Genomic DNA, 13,450 nt, shown 5'->3' with positions numbered 1-13,450 from the left:
CGACTATCGCCTGTTGACCCCCCACATTCGCTTCTGATTTGAGTACGCAGGCAGAAAGAGTTCCCAAAAATATGGCCCAGCGCGCATTCAACCTGCCCAACATGCTCACCTACGCCCGCATCCTTGCGGTGCCGCTGGTTGTGCTGTGTTTTTTTCTCGAAGGGCATCTGAAGTCGAGCGACTTCGCCCGCTGGTCGGCGCTGATCATTTTCCTGCTGGCCTCGATCACCGACTATCTCGACGGCTATCTGGCTCGCGCCTGGCAGCAGACCTCGAATATCGGCAAGATGCTCGATCCGATCGCCGACAAATTGCTGGTCGCCACGTGCCTGCTGCTGCTGGCGGCCGACACCGATAGCCATGCCGGCATCGCCGGCTGGTCGCTGTGGGCGGCGATTATCATCCTGTGCCGCGAGATCCTGGTCTCGGGCCTGCGCGAATATCTGGCGGCGCTGAAGGTCTCGGTACCGGTGACGCAGCTGGCAAAATGGAAGACCGCCATCCAGATGGTCGCCATCGCCTTCCTGCTGGCGGGACCTGCCGGCGACAAGATCTTCCCGCTGACCACGCAGACCGGGCTGGTGCTGTTGTGGATCGCCGCCTTGGTCACGCTCTACACCGGCTACGACTATTTCCGCGCCGGCCTCAAGCACATCATGGACGAGTAGGATGTCGACGAAGCTCATTTATTTCGCCTGGGTGCGCGAGCGGATCGGCAAGCCGGAAGAGGATGTCGAATTGCCCGCCGGCATCGAGACCGTGGCCGATCTGTTGCGCTGGTTGAAATCGCGCGGCGAGGAATACGAGCACGCGCTGCAATATCCTGATGTGATCCGCGTCGCCATCAACCAGGAGCATGTCGAGCACCGCGACAAGATATCAGGCGCGCGCGAGATCGCGCTGTTCCCGCCGATGACGGGTGGCTGAAATGCCGGCCGCGGTGGTGCCGACGGTGCGCATCCAGGCGGAGGATTTCGATGTCGCCGCCGAGATCGCCAAGATGACGCAAGGCCGCGCCGACATCGGCGCCGTGGTGACTTTCTCGGGTCTCTGCCGCGATGAGGCAGGCAGGCTCACGGCACTTGAGCTCGAACATTATCCCGGCATGGCCGAGGCCGAGATCGGCCGCATCGCCGTCGAAGCGGTCGGCCGCTGGCCGTTGCAGGGGCTCACCGCCATCCATCGCCATGGCAGGATCGCGCCTGGCGAAAACATCGTGCTGGTGGTCGCGGCCTCCGCGCATCGGCAGGCGGCGTTCGAAGCGGCGAACTTCCTGATGGATTACCTGAAATCGCGCGCGCCGTTCTGGAAGAAGGAACACCATACCGACGGCTCCGAGGGCGGCTGGGTCGATGCCAAGGAGGCCGACGACGAGGCCGCAAGCCGCTGGAAGGCGCAGGAATAAGATCTCGCCGCAGCCATGTATTGACCGCAATCCTGCGGCACCTTTTGCCTGGTTTGGCACGATAAGGGGAGCAGGATCATGCTGGGCAGGATCGCCGAGTTCTTCATCTTCGGTTTCGTGCCGTTGGTCGTTGGTATACTGGTGGTGCCTGAGTTGTCCGTTGCTGCCGAGAAGACCCTGAAGGGCGAGGTGATCTATTGCGAGCGCATCGCACTGCCGCCCAACGCCGTGCTTTCCGTGCAGCTTGCCGATGTCTCGCTGGCCGATGCGCCAGCCACTGTCATCGGCGAGCATAAGGTCGCGCCGGCCGGCCAGGTGCCGATCAAGTTCGAGATCAGCTTTGATTCCCAGGTGATCCGGACTGGCATGACCTATGCGCTGCAGGCGCGCATCACCGTCGACGACAGGCTCTTGTTCGTCTCCGATACGCGCCACCAGGTCAATCCGCTGAGCGACGCGCCGCAGACCATCATGCTGAAGATGGTGAGCGAAAAACCGGCATCGGCCCCGGTATTCGGGCAGAGCTGGCTGATCGAATATATCGACGGCATTGGCGTGATCGCCGAGCCGCAGGCGACGCTCAGGATCGACGAGGCCGGCAAGGCCGGCGGCAGCGGCCCTTGCAACGTCTACTTCGCCACCGCAAAAGTCGATGGTTCGACGATCGCCATCAGTGACATCGGTTCGACCTTCAAGGCCTGCGCGTCCGAGATCATGGCTGAGGAAAAGGCGCTGTTCGAGGCGCTGGCCAAGGCGGCATCATATCACGTCGACGCCGGCAAGCTCATCATCGTCGACAAGGACGACCGCGTCATCTTGCGCTTCAATGCGGCGACCTGATCGCCGCAACGAAAAAAGGCCGGCTTTGCGCCGGCCTTTTGCATATCATGTGGTGATGGGACTATCGGCTCAGCCGACGATCTCGGTGTCCGAGAACCAGTATTTGATTTCCTGCGCGGCGGTTTCCGGCGCGTCGGATCCGTGTACCGAATTCTCGCCGATCGACAGCGCGTGCACCTTGCGGATGGTGCCTTCGGCGGCGTTGGCCGGGTTGGTGGCGCCCATCACGTCGCGGTTTTTGGCAATGGCGTTCTCGCCTTCCAGCACCTGCACGACGGTCGGGCCCGACGACATAGACTCGACCAGCTCGCCGAAGAACGGCCGCTCCTTGTGGACGGCATAAAAACCTTCCGCCTCGCGGCGGCTCATCCACACCCGACGCGAGGCGACGACGCGCAGGCCGGCTTCTTCAAGCATCTGGGTGATGGCGCCGGTGAGATTGCGCCGGGTCGCGTCCGGCTTGATCATGGAAAAGGTGCGTTCGAGCGCCATGGAGTCGTCCTTGTGATGAAAGTGGAATTGAGGGTGGCGGGCTCTATACAAGCCGCCCGGCTTGTTGCCAAGGGGAGGTGCTCGATCAGCGCGTTATGATGGTCGAAGCGCGCCGGACTTCCCAGCCTTCCCGTTCCAGTTCCGGCACGCTGTGGTTTTCGCTCGGATAGCCGACACAGAAGTAACCGATCAGCGTCCACTCCGGCGGCGCGTCCAGGATCGTCGCCATTTCGGCCGGATCGAGGATAGAGACCCAGCCCATGCCTATTCCTTCCGCGCGCGCCGCTAGCCAAAAGGTGTGGATCGCCATCACCGCCGAATATTCGATGGTCGCGGGCATGGTCAGGCGGCCGAGCCCATGCCCCTGTTCTGTCGCGCGGTCGGCGAAAACCGCGAATTGGCAGGGGGCTTCGTTCAGGCCGGCGAGCTTCAGGCGCGCATAGAGCGCGGCGCGTTCGCCGCCGAACGATGCGAGCGCCTCTGCACTGCAGTGCTCAAAGCACGCCCTGACGGCGGCGCGGCACTCCACACTCTCGACCATGACGAAACGCCAAGGCTGGCTCAGCCCGACCGAGGGCGCAATACTGGCGACGTCAAGCAGCCGCTCCAGCGCCCCTTCGGGGAGCGGCGTCGGCTTGAATCGCCTGACGTCCCGCCGCCACAGGAAGAGGTTGACCAACTCGGCGCGAAAATCGTCCGGGAATTCCGGGTCTGACGTCATGGTGTCGTGCTGCCTTTGCTAGGGGGTAGGGGGGGTACGGGAGTAGGGGAGTAGGGGAGTAGGGCAAGGCAGTAGGTATGCGCGCCGCCGCTACTCCCTTACTCCCTACTGTCTTACTCCCCTATGCAGCGGCCGCCGCCACCTTGCGGCCCAGGCCATCATGCAGGTCGAGGCAGCGCTCGAACCACTGCGCCACCACATCGCTGTCGTCGAGCAACTGATAGGGCGAGGCGATGCGCGCCCATTGCAGCGCGCCAAAGACGATGTAGTCGGTAAACAGCGGTGATTGGCCGCCGATGAACGGCTGATAGGTGAGCATCGAGCGCAACGGCTCCAGCGAGGCGCGGAAGGCGCCAAGGCCGGCGTCGCGCGCCACCACCACCTCTTCCAGCCTCTTGCCGAAGCGCTGCTCGCGGTTCTGGCGGAAATAGGCGGCATTCGCCTCATCCTGCATGGCGTGGAGGTCCATGATCGCCCCGGTGGTGATATAGGGGTGAGTGGTCAGTTGCGACCAGCGTTCGGTGAAGCGCGCCATCGCCTTGCCACCGTCACCGGAAAACAATGTCGGCCGCTCAGGATAGGCCTCGTCGAGATAAAGCGCGATGGCGAAGGAATCGGCGACCACCTTCTCGCCGTCGCGGATCACCGGGACGAGTTTCGAAATGCCGCCCTCAACAGTGGGCACTTCGAGAAAGCGCGTCGGCACGGTTGAGATGTCGAGCCCCTTGTGGGCGAGCGCCATCGCAGCCTTCCAGCAATGCGGACTGAACGGACGGGCGGCATCGCGTCCGACGAGGTCATAGAGCAGAATGGTCATTGGCGGCGGCGCCCTTGCGGTCTACTAGAGCGAGGTGCGTCCACTTGGAAAGTACGCTCTAGCACTTTTGAATCTAAGCGTCGTGGTTTCCGAAAACGGTACCGATTTTCGGGCCGATGCGGCAGGCAGCCGAAACGGGGTCTCGCGGGTCGGGAGAAAAAGATGAAACAGCACTTCATGATGTTTGCAGCCTACAATCAATGGGCCAATAGCCGCATCTACGATGCCGCCGCCGATCTCGATGAGGAAGAATTTCACCGCAATGTCGGGGTTTTCTTCGGCTCGATGATGGGCACGCTCAACCATGTTCTGACTGCCGATCGCATCTGGATGAGGCGCTTTACCGGCGAGGGGGACGCGCCGGCCAGGCTCGACACGATCCTGCACCGCGCCCTGCCGGGCTTGCGGCTGGCGCGCGAGGCCGAAGACAAAAGGATCATCGACTGGGTCGGGGCTTTGAGCGACAAGGCTTTGTCTGGCCGCTTCTCCTACATGACCGTCTCCGATATGCGCACCGTATCGCAGCGATTGGCGCCGGCGCTCGATCATTTCTTCAACCACCAGACCCATCACCGCGGCCAGGCGCACACGATCCTGACCGTTCTGGGCCGGCCTTCGGTGTCACTCGACCTGACGCTGTTCCAGCGTAGCGACGAGGGGCGCGCCTACGCCTGATTTCGATTATCCGGATCGAATTGACAGGAAAACCCGTCGAAGACGAACAGCATCTTCGACGGGCCATAGTCGCAAAGAGGCCTAGCCACGTGTCAGGCGGCGTATCCGCCCTGGCCGCGGGCGGCCGGCTTGACCGAGACCGCCGGCTGGGTCGACGGCCAGAGAATGCCTGCCGTCACCGCGAAGGTGATCAAGGCATCGCGCGCCGCTTCGGGCGAGATCTCGCCGGCGCGTGCCGCCTCGCAGGCCTTCACCGCTGCGCCGTAGCTCAGGCGTCGCCGCGATGGCGGGAACTCGGTCAGGAACTCATGCATGTCGAAGAGCGAAGCGAGCATGCGCTTATGGCCGGCGCCGACGGTTACGGCGACCGGGGTGAAAAATGTCGTGTCGTGCATTCTGGCCTCTCGAATTGGGCGGAGGTGTCGGCGGACGCCGCTCTCCGATCTGAATCGGACGCCCAGAAACGCGGATTGCGGCATCAGGTTCCATGTTGCCGAGATTTGATTTTCGCCACCAAGCTCCGCCGTATGAGCGGCGTGCCGAAGAGGCAGCCTATTTCCACATGTCACGCATGCGGGCGCCAAGGTCGACGCGCACTTGCGGCTGGCGGCGCGGATCGTCCTTGGCCTGGACGCTCGCCCATGATGTCTGTTCGAAGGTGCCGAGGATCGAGGCCGGGATGAAGCGGGTGCGCGAGGCGTAAACGTGACGATCGCCGCGCGCCGCCTGGCCGTGGACGAAAAAGCGCTGCGGCATGACCAGGTGCAGGCCGTCCTTGGCCCGCGTCATCGCCACGTAGAGCAGGCGGCGCTCTTCGTCGATATCCTCCTTCGAGCCGACGGCGAGATCGATCGGGATGCAGCCGTCGACGGTGTTGAGCACGAAGACGTTCTTCCATTCCTGGCCCTTGGCCGAATGGATGGTCGACAGGATCAGATAGTCCTCGTCGCGATGCGGCGGCCCGGCCTCGTCGCTGGTTGCATCCGGCGGATCGAGCGTCAGCTCGGTGAGGAAACGCTCGCGCGAGGCATAGCCCGAGGCGATCTGTTCGAGCTGCAGAATATCGGCCCGGCGCGTCGTTGCGTCCTCGTGGATGCGGTCGAGATGCGGCTCATACCAGAGCCTGACCTGTTCGAGATCAACAGGCCATTTTCCCGACCCGGTGCGAAGCTGCGAGAACAGCGCGACGAAACCCGGCCAGTCGTCGGCGGCGCGTTGCGGCGGCCGGTAGCGCGCCAGCCCCATCGCTTCGTCGAGCGATGTCGCCATGGTGTCGACGATCTGCGAAGCCGCCGAAGGGCCGATGCCGGGCAGGAGCTGCAGCACGCGAAAACCGGCAACGCGGTCGCGCGGGTTTTCGGCGAAGCGCAGCACCGCCAGCACGTCCTTGACATGGGCGGCGTCGAGGAATTTCAGCCCGCCGAACTTGACGAACGGGATGTTGCGGCGCGTCAGCTCGATCTCCAGCGGCCCGCTGTGGTGGGAGGCGCGAAACAGCACGGCCTGCGCCCTTAGCGCCGTGCCGGCCTCGCGCTCGGTCAGGATCGCCTGGCAGACGTAACTCGCCTGCTCGGCCTCGTCGCGAACGCTGACCAGCTTCGGCTTTTCCGCCGATTTGCGCTCCGACCAGAGGTTCTTGGTAAAGCGCTCCGAGGCCTCGCCGATCACCGCATTGGCGGCGGCCAGAATGGTCTCGGTCGAGCGGTAGTTGCGCTCCAGCATGACGATCTCGGCCGGCCGCGCGAATTGTTTGGGGAAGTCGAGGATGTTGCGCACTTCCGCCGCGCGAAACGAATAGATCGACTGCGCGTCGTCGCCGACCACCGTCAGCCCGGATCCGTCCGGCTTGAGCGCCGTGAGGATCGCGGCCTGCAGCCGGTTGGTGTCCTGGTACTCGTCGACCAGCACATGGTCGAACCGCCCGCCCAGATGCGCTGATATCTCCGGCTCGCCGGCCATCTGCGCCCAGTAGAGCAGCAGGTCGTCGTAATCGAGCACGTTCTGCGCCTGCTTGGCCTCGACATATCGGGCAAACAGCGCCTTAAGCTGTTCTGCCCAACCCGCGCACCAGGGAAACACCGAACCGAGAATCTCGCCGAGCGGCGCCTGCGCGTTGACCGCACGCGAATAGATCGCCAGGCACGTGCCCTTGGTCGGAAAACGGCCTTCGGTTTTCGAGAAGCCGAGTTCGTGCCGAGCGAGGTTCATCAGGTCGGCCGAATCCTCTCGGTCATGGATCGTGAAGGCCGGATCGAGGCCGATCTCCAGCGCATAGTCGCGCAGCAGCCTGGCGCCAATGCCGTGAAATGTTCCGGCCCAGCTCAGCGCATCGGTGATGATGGAAGCGTCCCGGCCGAGCACCTCGCCCGCGATGCGCTCGACCCGCTTGGCCATTTCCGATGCGGCACGACGCGAAAACGTCATCAAAAGGATGCGCCTGGGGTCAGCGCCCCTGACGATCAGATGCGCGACGCGATGCGCCAGCGTGCTGGTCTTGCCGGAGCCGGCGCCGGCGATCACCAGTAACGGCCCGGCGACCTTGCCGTCGCCATGCTCGACGGCGAGGCACTGCTCGGCATTCAGCTTCGCGAGATAGGCAGGCCGGAAAGTCGAATCATGGGCAGCGAGGTTCATTGCCCATCAAGCATCGTTTCTGCTTTGTTCGCAACGCTTTCGACGCGAAAGTTGCGATCGCTGCGTTCGATTCTCCGGCGCACCAGCCGATGAACTGGACCTAGCGCTGGGGCTCTACGCCTATCGCCGCCGACTGCCGCGGCAACGACTTGTCGTCATCGGGAGACGGCAGCAACAGCGGATCGAAGTCGTCGGGCACCTCGTCAATGATTTCCCGGACTATGCGGTAGGTCACGTAAACAGCGGCCCCGGCTATGAGCAGGCGGATCATGATTTTCTCCATTGGTGTGGACCAACCGAAGAGGCGCCGTTTTGTTCCTCGCTTTCTCGTCTTGTTTCCCGCCTCCGAACGCCCCGAGCTCTGCCTGACCCGCGCAACCAAATCGGCACCGCCTCGTTTGCCCGATGACAGGAGGTTGCGATGAACAAGCTCTCAATTTTGCTAGCCCCGACCTGGCTCGTTTTGGCGGCTGCGCTGGCTGTCGCGGCGTGCGATAACAACATTCCCCCGACAAAGGCCCCCGGCGCCGATCAAAACCCGCAGGTCGACCCTGCGCCCAACTCGAAGCCAGACGGATGATCAGCCCCGGACGCCGCCGGCGCAGTGAACGGTGTGAGGAAAAATGGCCGGCGCCGCTTGGGAGGAGATGGCGCCGGCCAGGCGGGTATCAGGTCCGCCGCACACCTAGACATAGCTGAGTCTTGCCCTTGCGTCATGGTGCGATCGCGGAACACGACCGCCTTGCCCCAGCAATTAACTGACAAATACGCAATTTTCCGGATGCAAGAGGTCGATGCTCGCCAGGCGCCATCATCTGGTCGTCGCGACAGGTTCCTGCCCCAATGCGGGGTGACCCCTTGTCCGGCGAGCCTGCCGCGGCATCAGGCAACCTGCCGCCGCCGGCCGTTTTCATGGCCTTATGCGGCCAACCGGCGCTCAAGCTCTTGCGAAGCGCTGACGTCCCGTGCAAAAGCGCGGCCATGCTGATCATTAACGACCTTTCGCTCCGCATGGCCGGACGTCTGCTTCTCGACCATGCCTCGCTGACCTTGCCGGCCGGCAGCAAGGCAGGCCTCGTCGGCCGCAACGGCACTGGCAAGACCACTTTGTTCAAGGCGATCACCGGCGACCTCGCCTCCGAGACCGGCTCGATCGGCCTGCCGAAGAACACGCGCATCGGCCAGGTGGCGCAGGAAGCGCCCGGCACCGAGGAGCCGCTGATCGAGATCGTGCTCAAAGCCGACCTTGAACGCTCCGCATTGATCGAGGAGGAAAAGTCGGCGACCGATCCGCACCGCATCGCCGACATCCACATGCGGCTGGCCGATATCGACGCCCATTCGGCCGAGTCGCGTGCCGCCACCATCCTCGCCGGCCTCGGCTTCGACGACGGCGCCCAGCGGCGGCCGGCCTCGTCGTTCTCCGGCGGCTGGCGCATGCGCGTCGCACTCGCGGCGGTGCTGTTTGCCGAGCCCGATCTGCTGCTGCTCGACGAGCCGACCAACTACCTCGACCTCGAAGGCACGCTATGGCTGGAAAACTACGTGTCGAAATATCCCCACACCGTGCTTCTGATCTCGCACGACCGCGACCTGCTCAACCGCGCCGTCAACTCGATCGTCCATCTCGACCAGAAGAAGCTGACCTTCTGGCGCGGCGGCTACGACCAGTTCGAACGCCAATACACCGAGCAGCGTGAATTGCAGGAGAAGGGCAGGGTCAAGCAGGAAGCCGCGCGCAAGCACATGGAATCCTTCGTCGAGCGCTTTCGGGCCAAGGCTTCCAAGGCGAGACAGGCGCAGTCGCGGATCAAGGCGCTGGAGAAGATGAAGCCGATCGCCGCAATTGTGAACGACAACGTGCGGCCGTTCTCCTTTCCCGAGCCAGTAAAGACCGTGGCCTCACCGATCATTGCGCTGAACAACGTCAATGTCGGCTATGTCGAGGGTGAGCCGATCCTGAAAAAAATGACGCTGCGCATCGATGCCGACGACCGTATTGCGTTGCTCGGCGCCAACGGCAACGGCAAGTCGACTTTCGCCAAATTGCTGTCCGGCCGCCTGAAGCAGGAGACCGGCACCATGACGGTGGCGCCCGGGCTGAAGGTGGCGATCTTTGCCCAGCATCAGCTCGACGATCTCCGGCCGAACGAAAATGCCTATGAGCATGTCCGCCGGCTGATGCCGGAAGCGCCGGAATCGAAAGTGCGCGGCCGCGTCGCCCAGTTCGGCCTGACCACCGAAAAGATGAACACCGCCGCCAAGGACTTGTCCGGCGGCGAAAAGGCGCGTCTGCTGATGGGCCTGTCGGCTTTCGAGGGGCCAAACCTGTTCATCCTCGACGAACCGACCAACCATCTCGACATCGACAGCCGTGAATCGCTGATCCATGCGCTGAACGAATTTTCCGGCGCCGTCATCCTGATCTCGCACGACCGCCATCTGCTCGAGGCAACGGCCGACCGGCTATGGCTGGTCAAGGATGGAACGGTCAATCCTTTTGACGGCGACCTCGATGACTACAAGACGCTGGTCACCGGTGTCTCCGGCGACCGCCGCGGCAAGCGCGAAGCCGAAAAAGCCTCGAAGGCCGACCGCCGCCGCGACGCGGCCGCACGCCGCGCTACCTTCGAGCCACTGGCCAAGGAGATTCGCGCCACCGAAGCGCTGATGGACCGCATCCGCAAGCGCATCGACTTGATCGAGGACGAACTCGCCAACCCGGCGGTCTATGAAAAGGACCCGTCGACGGCGACACGGCTGGCCAAGGAGCGCTCGCAGCTGGCCCAGACGCTGGCCGCCCATGAGGAAAAATGGCTGTCGATGTCGGCGGAATACGAGGAAGGCACGGCGGAGTAGCGCAATCTGGCCCTACACGCCGCCGCCATAAACGGCTAGTTTGGCCCCATGAATCAGCACGCCAAGCTCAGGATCGGCCATTCGGCCTGCCCGCATGATTGCCCGTCGACCTGCGCGCTCGAGGTCGAGCTGCTCGACAGCAAGCGCATCGGCCGCGTCCATGGCGCAAAGGCCAACACGTATACATCAGGCGTCATCTGCGCCAAGGTCGCCCGCTATGCCGACCGCGTCCATCACCCCGATCGCTTGTTGAAGCCACTGATCCGCGCCGGCGCCAAGGGCGAGGGCGTCTGGAAGGAAGCGAGCTGGGAGGTCGCACTCGACCTCGTCGCCGAAAAGTTTATCGAGGCCGAGGCAAAATACGGCTCGGAGACGGTCTGGCCCTATTACTATGCCGGCACGATGGGGCTGGTGCAGCGGGACGGCATCGAGCGGCTGCGCCACGCGAAAAAGTATTCCGGCTTCTTCGGGTCGATCTGCACCAATCTGGCATGGACCGGCTGGATGATGGGCGCCGGCGCGCTACGCGGTCCCGACCCGCGCGAGATGGCCAAGTCCGACTGCGTGGTGATCTGGGGCACCAATGCCGCGGTCACCCAGGTCAATGTCATGACCCACGCGATCAAGGCGCGCAAGGAACGCGGCGCCAAAATCGTCGTCATCGACGTCTACGAGAACGCGACGATGAAACAGGCCGATCTCGGCCTGGTGCTGAAGCCCGGCACCGATGGCGCGCTTGCCTGCGCGGTGATGCATGGGCTGTTCCGTGACGGCATGGCAGACCGCGCCTATTTGGAAAAATACACCGACGATCCGCACGGTCTGGAAGCGCATCTTCAGACGAGGACGCCGCAATGGGCGGCTGATATCACCGGGCTTTCGGTCGATGAGATCGAGGCCTTCGCCCACCTCGTTGGCACGACGAAGAAAACCTATTTCCGCCTCGGCTACGGTTTTTCGCGGCAGCGCAACGGCTCGGTCAACATGCATGCCGCCGCCTCGATCGCCGCGGTCACCGGCTGCTGGCAGTATGAGGGCGGCGGCGCCTTCCATTCCAATTCGGGCATCTTCAAACTGAACCAGGAACTGCTGGAGGGCACGCGGATGCGCGACCCCGCAATCCGCCACCTTGACCATTCGCGCATCGGCCCGGTGCTGACCGGGGCTGAGGATGCGCTCTATGGCGGCCCGCCGGTGACGGCGCTGCTGATCCAGAACACCAATCCGGTCAATGTCGCGCCGGAGCAGCGGCTGGTAAAGCAGGGTTTTCTTCGCGACGACCTGTTTTCCTGCGTGCACGAGCAGTTCATGACCGACACCGCAAAACTCGCCGATGTCGTGCTGCCGGCGACGATGTTTTTAGAGCATGACGACATCTACAAGGGCGGCGGCAACCAGCACATCACGCTCGGGCCGAAGCTGATCGACCCGCCGGAAGGGCCGCGCAGCAACCATTTCGTCATCGAGGAACTTGGCAAAAGGTTGGGCGTTGGCGACAAGCCTGGCTTCGGCATGAACGAGCAGCAGCACATCGACATCATTCTGGGCAAGCGCGGCCTGGGTAGTTTTTCGAGCCTCAAGGAAGAGAAGTGGGTCGACTTGCAGCCGGATTTCGAGGCGGCGCATTTTATCAACGGCTTCGGCCACGCGGACGGAAAATTCCGCTTCCGCGCCGACTGGACCGGGCAGGCGGCGCCCAACCGGCCGCCGAAAAGCATGGGCCTGTTCGGGCCGGTGGCAAGCCTGCCGGAATTTCCCGACCACGTCGACCTGATCGAGGTGGCGGATGCGGCGCATCCGTTCCGGCTGACCACCTCGCCAGCGCGTAATTTCCTCAACTCGACTTTTTCGGAGACGCCGGTGTCGAAGGCCAAGGAGGGCCGGCCGGAACTGCTTTTGCATCCGGACGATGCGGCAGCTTATGGGCTGGCCAATGGTGACCGGGTCGAGATCGGCAATACGCGCGGTGAAGTCGTGCTGCACGCAAAGTTGTTCGACGGCATCAAACGCGGTGTCGTCGTGGCCGAAGGCATCTGGCCGAACAGCGCCCACGAGCGCGGCGAGGGCATCAACGTCCTGACCGGCGCCGACGCGCCGGCGCCCTACGGCGGTGCGGCGTTTCACGACAACAAGGTGTGGCTGCGCCCGGCGAAGTGAAGCGTCGGAACGATATATCCATCCGGCCGTTTTTGCGTGGGCGGGTAGAGGTATGGTGATGGCAGAAGCGTTGGCGGCGCCGGACCCCATCGGAAGGACGCTCTCGTCCGGCGAACTCGTAACCACGATGTCGCATTTTCATCGTGCCGAGATTCTGCGCATGACGGGGTGGCGCGACCGCCTGGACCGGACGAGCAATTGGGCGATAACGGTCGTTGCGGCGATGTTGTCCATCTCGCTTTCGACAGCCAGCGCGCATCACGGCGTGCTGCTTTTTGCCATGCTGCTTGTCCTGTTGCTGCTGTGGATAGAAGCGCGGCGATATCGCTTCTTCGACGTTTACCGGGCCCGCGTGCGCCAGTTCGAACGGCACTATTTTGCGCAGATATTCTCGCCGCAGCCGGACTTCGCGTCCGATTGGCTGTTGATCGTCGGCGAAAGCCTGCGCGCTCCAAAATTCCTCATTTCACAACGAGCGGCGTTGGCGCGCCGTCTGCGTCGAAACTACGTCCACATGCTGTTGATCCTGCTGCTGGCATGGATCCTCAAACTGTCGACCCCCAGTCTTCTAACCGAAGGTGTCCGCATCGACTTCGTCAGTTCGGTGCGCGAGGCCGTTGCCGGCGCTGCCCTGGGGCCACTCCCCGGTATATTCATCGTCTTGCTGGTCGCCGCCTTCTATGCCGGCCTGCTGGTCACGGCGTTCCTGACTGCCGGCGACGACGGCGAACTCTCCTTTGGTGACGTGCACGTCTAGAGCGGCAACGCAAAGCCGGTAGCCATTTGAAATTCATTTGCGAGTCAGGGGGAAGGATCAAACCGATCGGTTCGTTTCCGTTGCAGGACGGAG

15 protein-coding genes are annotated in these 13,450 nt (G+C 63.3%); 9 read left to right on the top strand and 6 right to left on the bottom strand.

Going from position 1 to position 13,450, the window contains the following annotated elements; translation table 11 throughout:
- The first annotated feature begins 71 nt into the window (after positions 1-71).
- The 4 genes from pgsA to NKH36_RS13215 all read left to right on the top strand — a co-directional run bounded on the left by pgsA (position 72) and on the right by NKH36_RS13215 (position 2,245).
- Entirely contained in the window at positions 72-668 is a 597-nt protein-coding gene (pgsA, locus tag NKH36_RS13230) for a CDP-diacylglycerol--glycerol-3-phosphate 3-phosphatidyltransferase (protein WP_126107108.1), read from the top strand.
- A 1-nt stretch (position 669) separates the two neighbouring features.
- Entirely contained in the window at positions 670-927 is a 258-nt protein-coding gene (gene moaD, locus NKH36_RS13225) for a molybdopterin converting factor subunit 1 (protein ID WP_352962523.1), read from the top strand.
- A gap of 1 nt (position 928) precedes the next feature.
- The gene (locus NKH36_RS13220) at positions 929-1,405 is read left to right on the top strand and encodes a molybdenum cofactor biosynthesis protein MoaE (RefSeq protein ID WP_352962648.1); all 477 of its coding nucleotides are present in this window, start codon (positions 929-931) and stop codon (positions 1,403-1,405) included.
- A gap of 78 nt (positions 1,406-1,483) precedes the next feature.
- Complete coding sequence (locus NKH36_RS13215; RefSeq protein ID WP_352962520.1) at positions 1,484-2,245, top strand: YbaY family lipoprotein; 762 nt, start codon at positions 1,484-1,486, stop codon at positions 2,243-2,245.
- A 69-nt stretch (positions 2,246-2,314) separates the two neighbouring features.
- Here NKH36_RS13215 and ndk read toward each other — a convergent pair whose 3' ends face one another.
- From ndk to NKH36_RS13200, 3 genes are all read right to left on the bottom strand, one after another.
- Positions 2,315-2,737 carry a nucleoside-diphosphate kinase gene (gene ndk, locus NKH36_RS13210; protein WP_095483228.1) on the bottom strand — a complete coding sequence of 141 codons (423 nt, stop codon included), beginning with the start codon at positions 2,735-2,737 and terminating at the stop codon, positions 2,315-2,317.
- An 85-nt stretch (positions 2,738-2,822) separates the two neighbouring features.
- Entirely contained in the window at positions 2,823-3,458 is a 636-nt protein-coding gene (gene bluB, locus NKH36_RS13205; RefSeq protein ID WP_352962517.1) for a 5,6-dimethylbenzimidazole synthase, read from the bottom strand.
- Positions 3,459-3,579: 121 nt separating this feature from the next.
- Entirely contained in the window at positions 3,580-4,275 is a 696-nt protein-coding gene (locus NKH36_RS13200; RefSeq protein ID WP_352962513.1) for a glutathione S-transferase family protein, read from the bottom strand.
- A gap of 162 nt (positions 4,276-4,437) precedes the next feature.
- Here NKH36_RS13200 and NKH36_RS13195 point away from each other — a divergent pair, with 162 nt between their 5' ends.
- Positions 4,438-4,950, top strand: coding sequence for a DinB family protein (locus NKH36_RS13195; RefSeq protein ID WP_352962510.1), 513 nt, complete (start codon positions 4,438-4,440; stop codon positions 4,948-4,950).
- Positions 4,951-5,042: 92 nt separating this feature from the next.
- Here NKH36_RS13195 and NKH36_RS13190 read toward each other — a convergent pair whose 3' ends face one another.
- From NKH36_RS13190 to NKH36_RS13180, 3 genes are all read right to left on the bottom strand, one after another.
- Complete coding sequence (locus tag NKH36_RS13190) at positions 5,043-5,345, bottom strand: DUF982 domain-containing protein (protein ID WP_352962507.1); 303 nt, start codon at positions 5,343-5,345, stop codon at positions 5,043-5,045.
- A 157-nt stretch (positions 5,346-5,502) separates the two neighbouring features.
- The gene (locus NKH36_RS13185; protein ID WP_352962504.1) at positions 5,503-7,584 is read right to left on the bottom strand and encodes an ATP-dependent helicase; all 2,082 of its coding nucleotides are present in this window, start codon (positions 7,582-7,584) and stop codon (positions 5,503-5,505) included.
- Positions 7,585-7,684: 100 nt separating this feature from the next.
- Positions 7,685-7,855 (bottom strand): hypothetical protein, encoded by a 171-nt coding sequence (locus NKH36_RS13180; protein WP_352962501.1) that lies wholly within the window; start codon positions 7,853-7,855, stop codon positions 7,685-7,687.
- A gap of 150 nt (positions 7,856-8,005) precedes the next feature.
- On the opposite strand from NKH36_RS13180, the gene NKH36_RS13175 reads away from it, so the two are divergent.
- The 4 genes from NKH36_RS13175 to NKH36_RS13160 all read left to right on the top strand — a co-directional run bounded on the left by NKH36_RS13175 (position 8,006) and on the right by NKH36_RS13160 (position 13,357).
- Positions 8,006-8,164, top strand: coding sequence for a hypothetical protein (locus tag NKH36_RS13175; RefSeq protein ID WP_352962498.1), 159 nt, complete (start codon positions 8,006-8,008; stop codon positions 8,162-8,164).
- Between the two features lie 401 nt (positions 8,165-8,565).
- Positions 8,566-10,443 (top strand): ABC-F family ATP-binding cassette domain-containing protein, encoded by a 1,878-nt coding sequence (locus tag NKH36_RS13170; protein ID WP_352962495.1) that lies wholly within the window; start codon positions 8,566-8,568, stop codon positions 10,441-10,443.
- 48 nt (positions 10,444-10,491) lie between these two features.
- The gene (locus NKH36_RS13165; protein WP_352962492.1) at positions 10,492-12,600 is read left to right on the top strand and encodes a molybdopterin-containing oxidoreductase family protein; all 2,109 of its coding nucleotides are present in this window, start codon (positions 10,492-10,494) and stop codon (positions 12,598-12,600) included.
- Between the two features lie 58 nt (positions 12,601-12,658).
- Complete coding sequence (locus tag NKH36_RS13160) at positions 12,659-13,357, top strand: DUF2270 domain-containing protein (protein ID WP_352962489.1); 699 nt, start codon at positions 12,659-12,661, stop codon at positions 13,355-13,357.
- Positions 13,358-13,450: the final 93 nt, after the last annotated feature.

The organism is Mesorhizobium sp. M1312 (assembly GCF_040318115.1).
Lineage (GTDB): Bacteria > Pseudomonadota > Alphaproteobacteria > Rhizobiales > Rhizobiaceae > Mesorhizobium.
The sequence above is the reverse complement of the archived record's forward strand: the minus strand, read 5'-3'. Positions and strand labels throughout refer to the sequence as shown.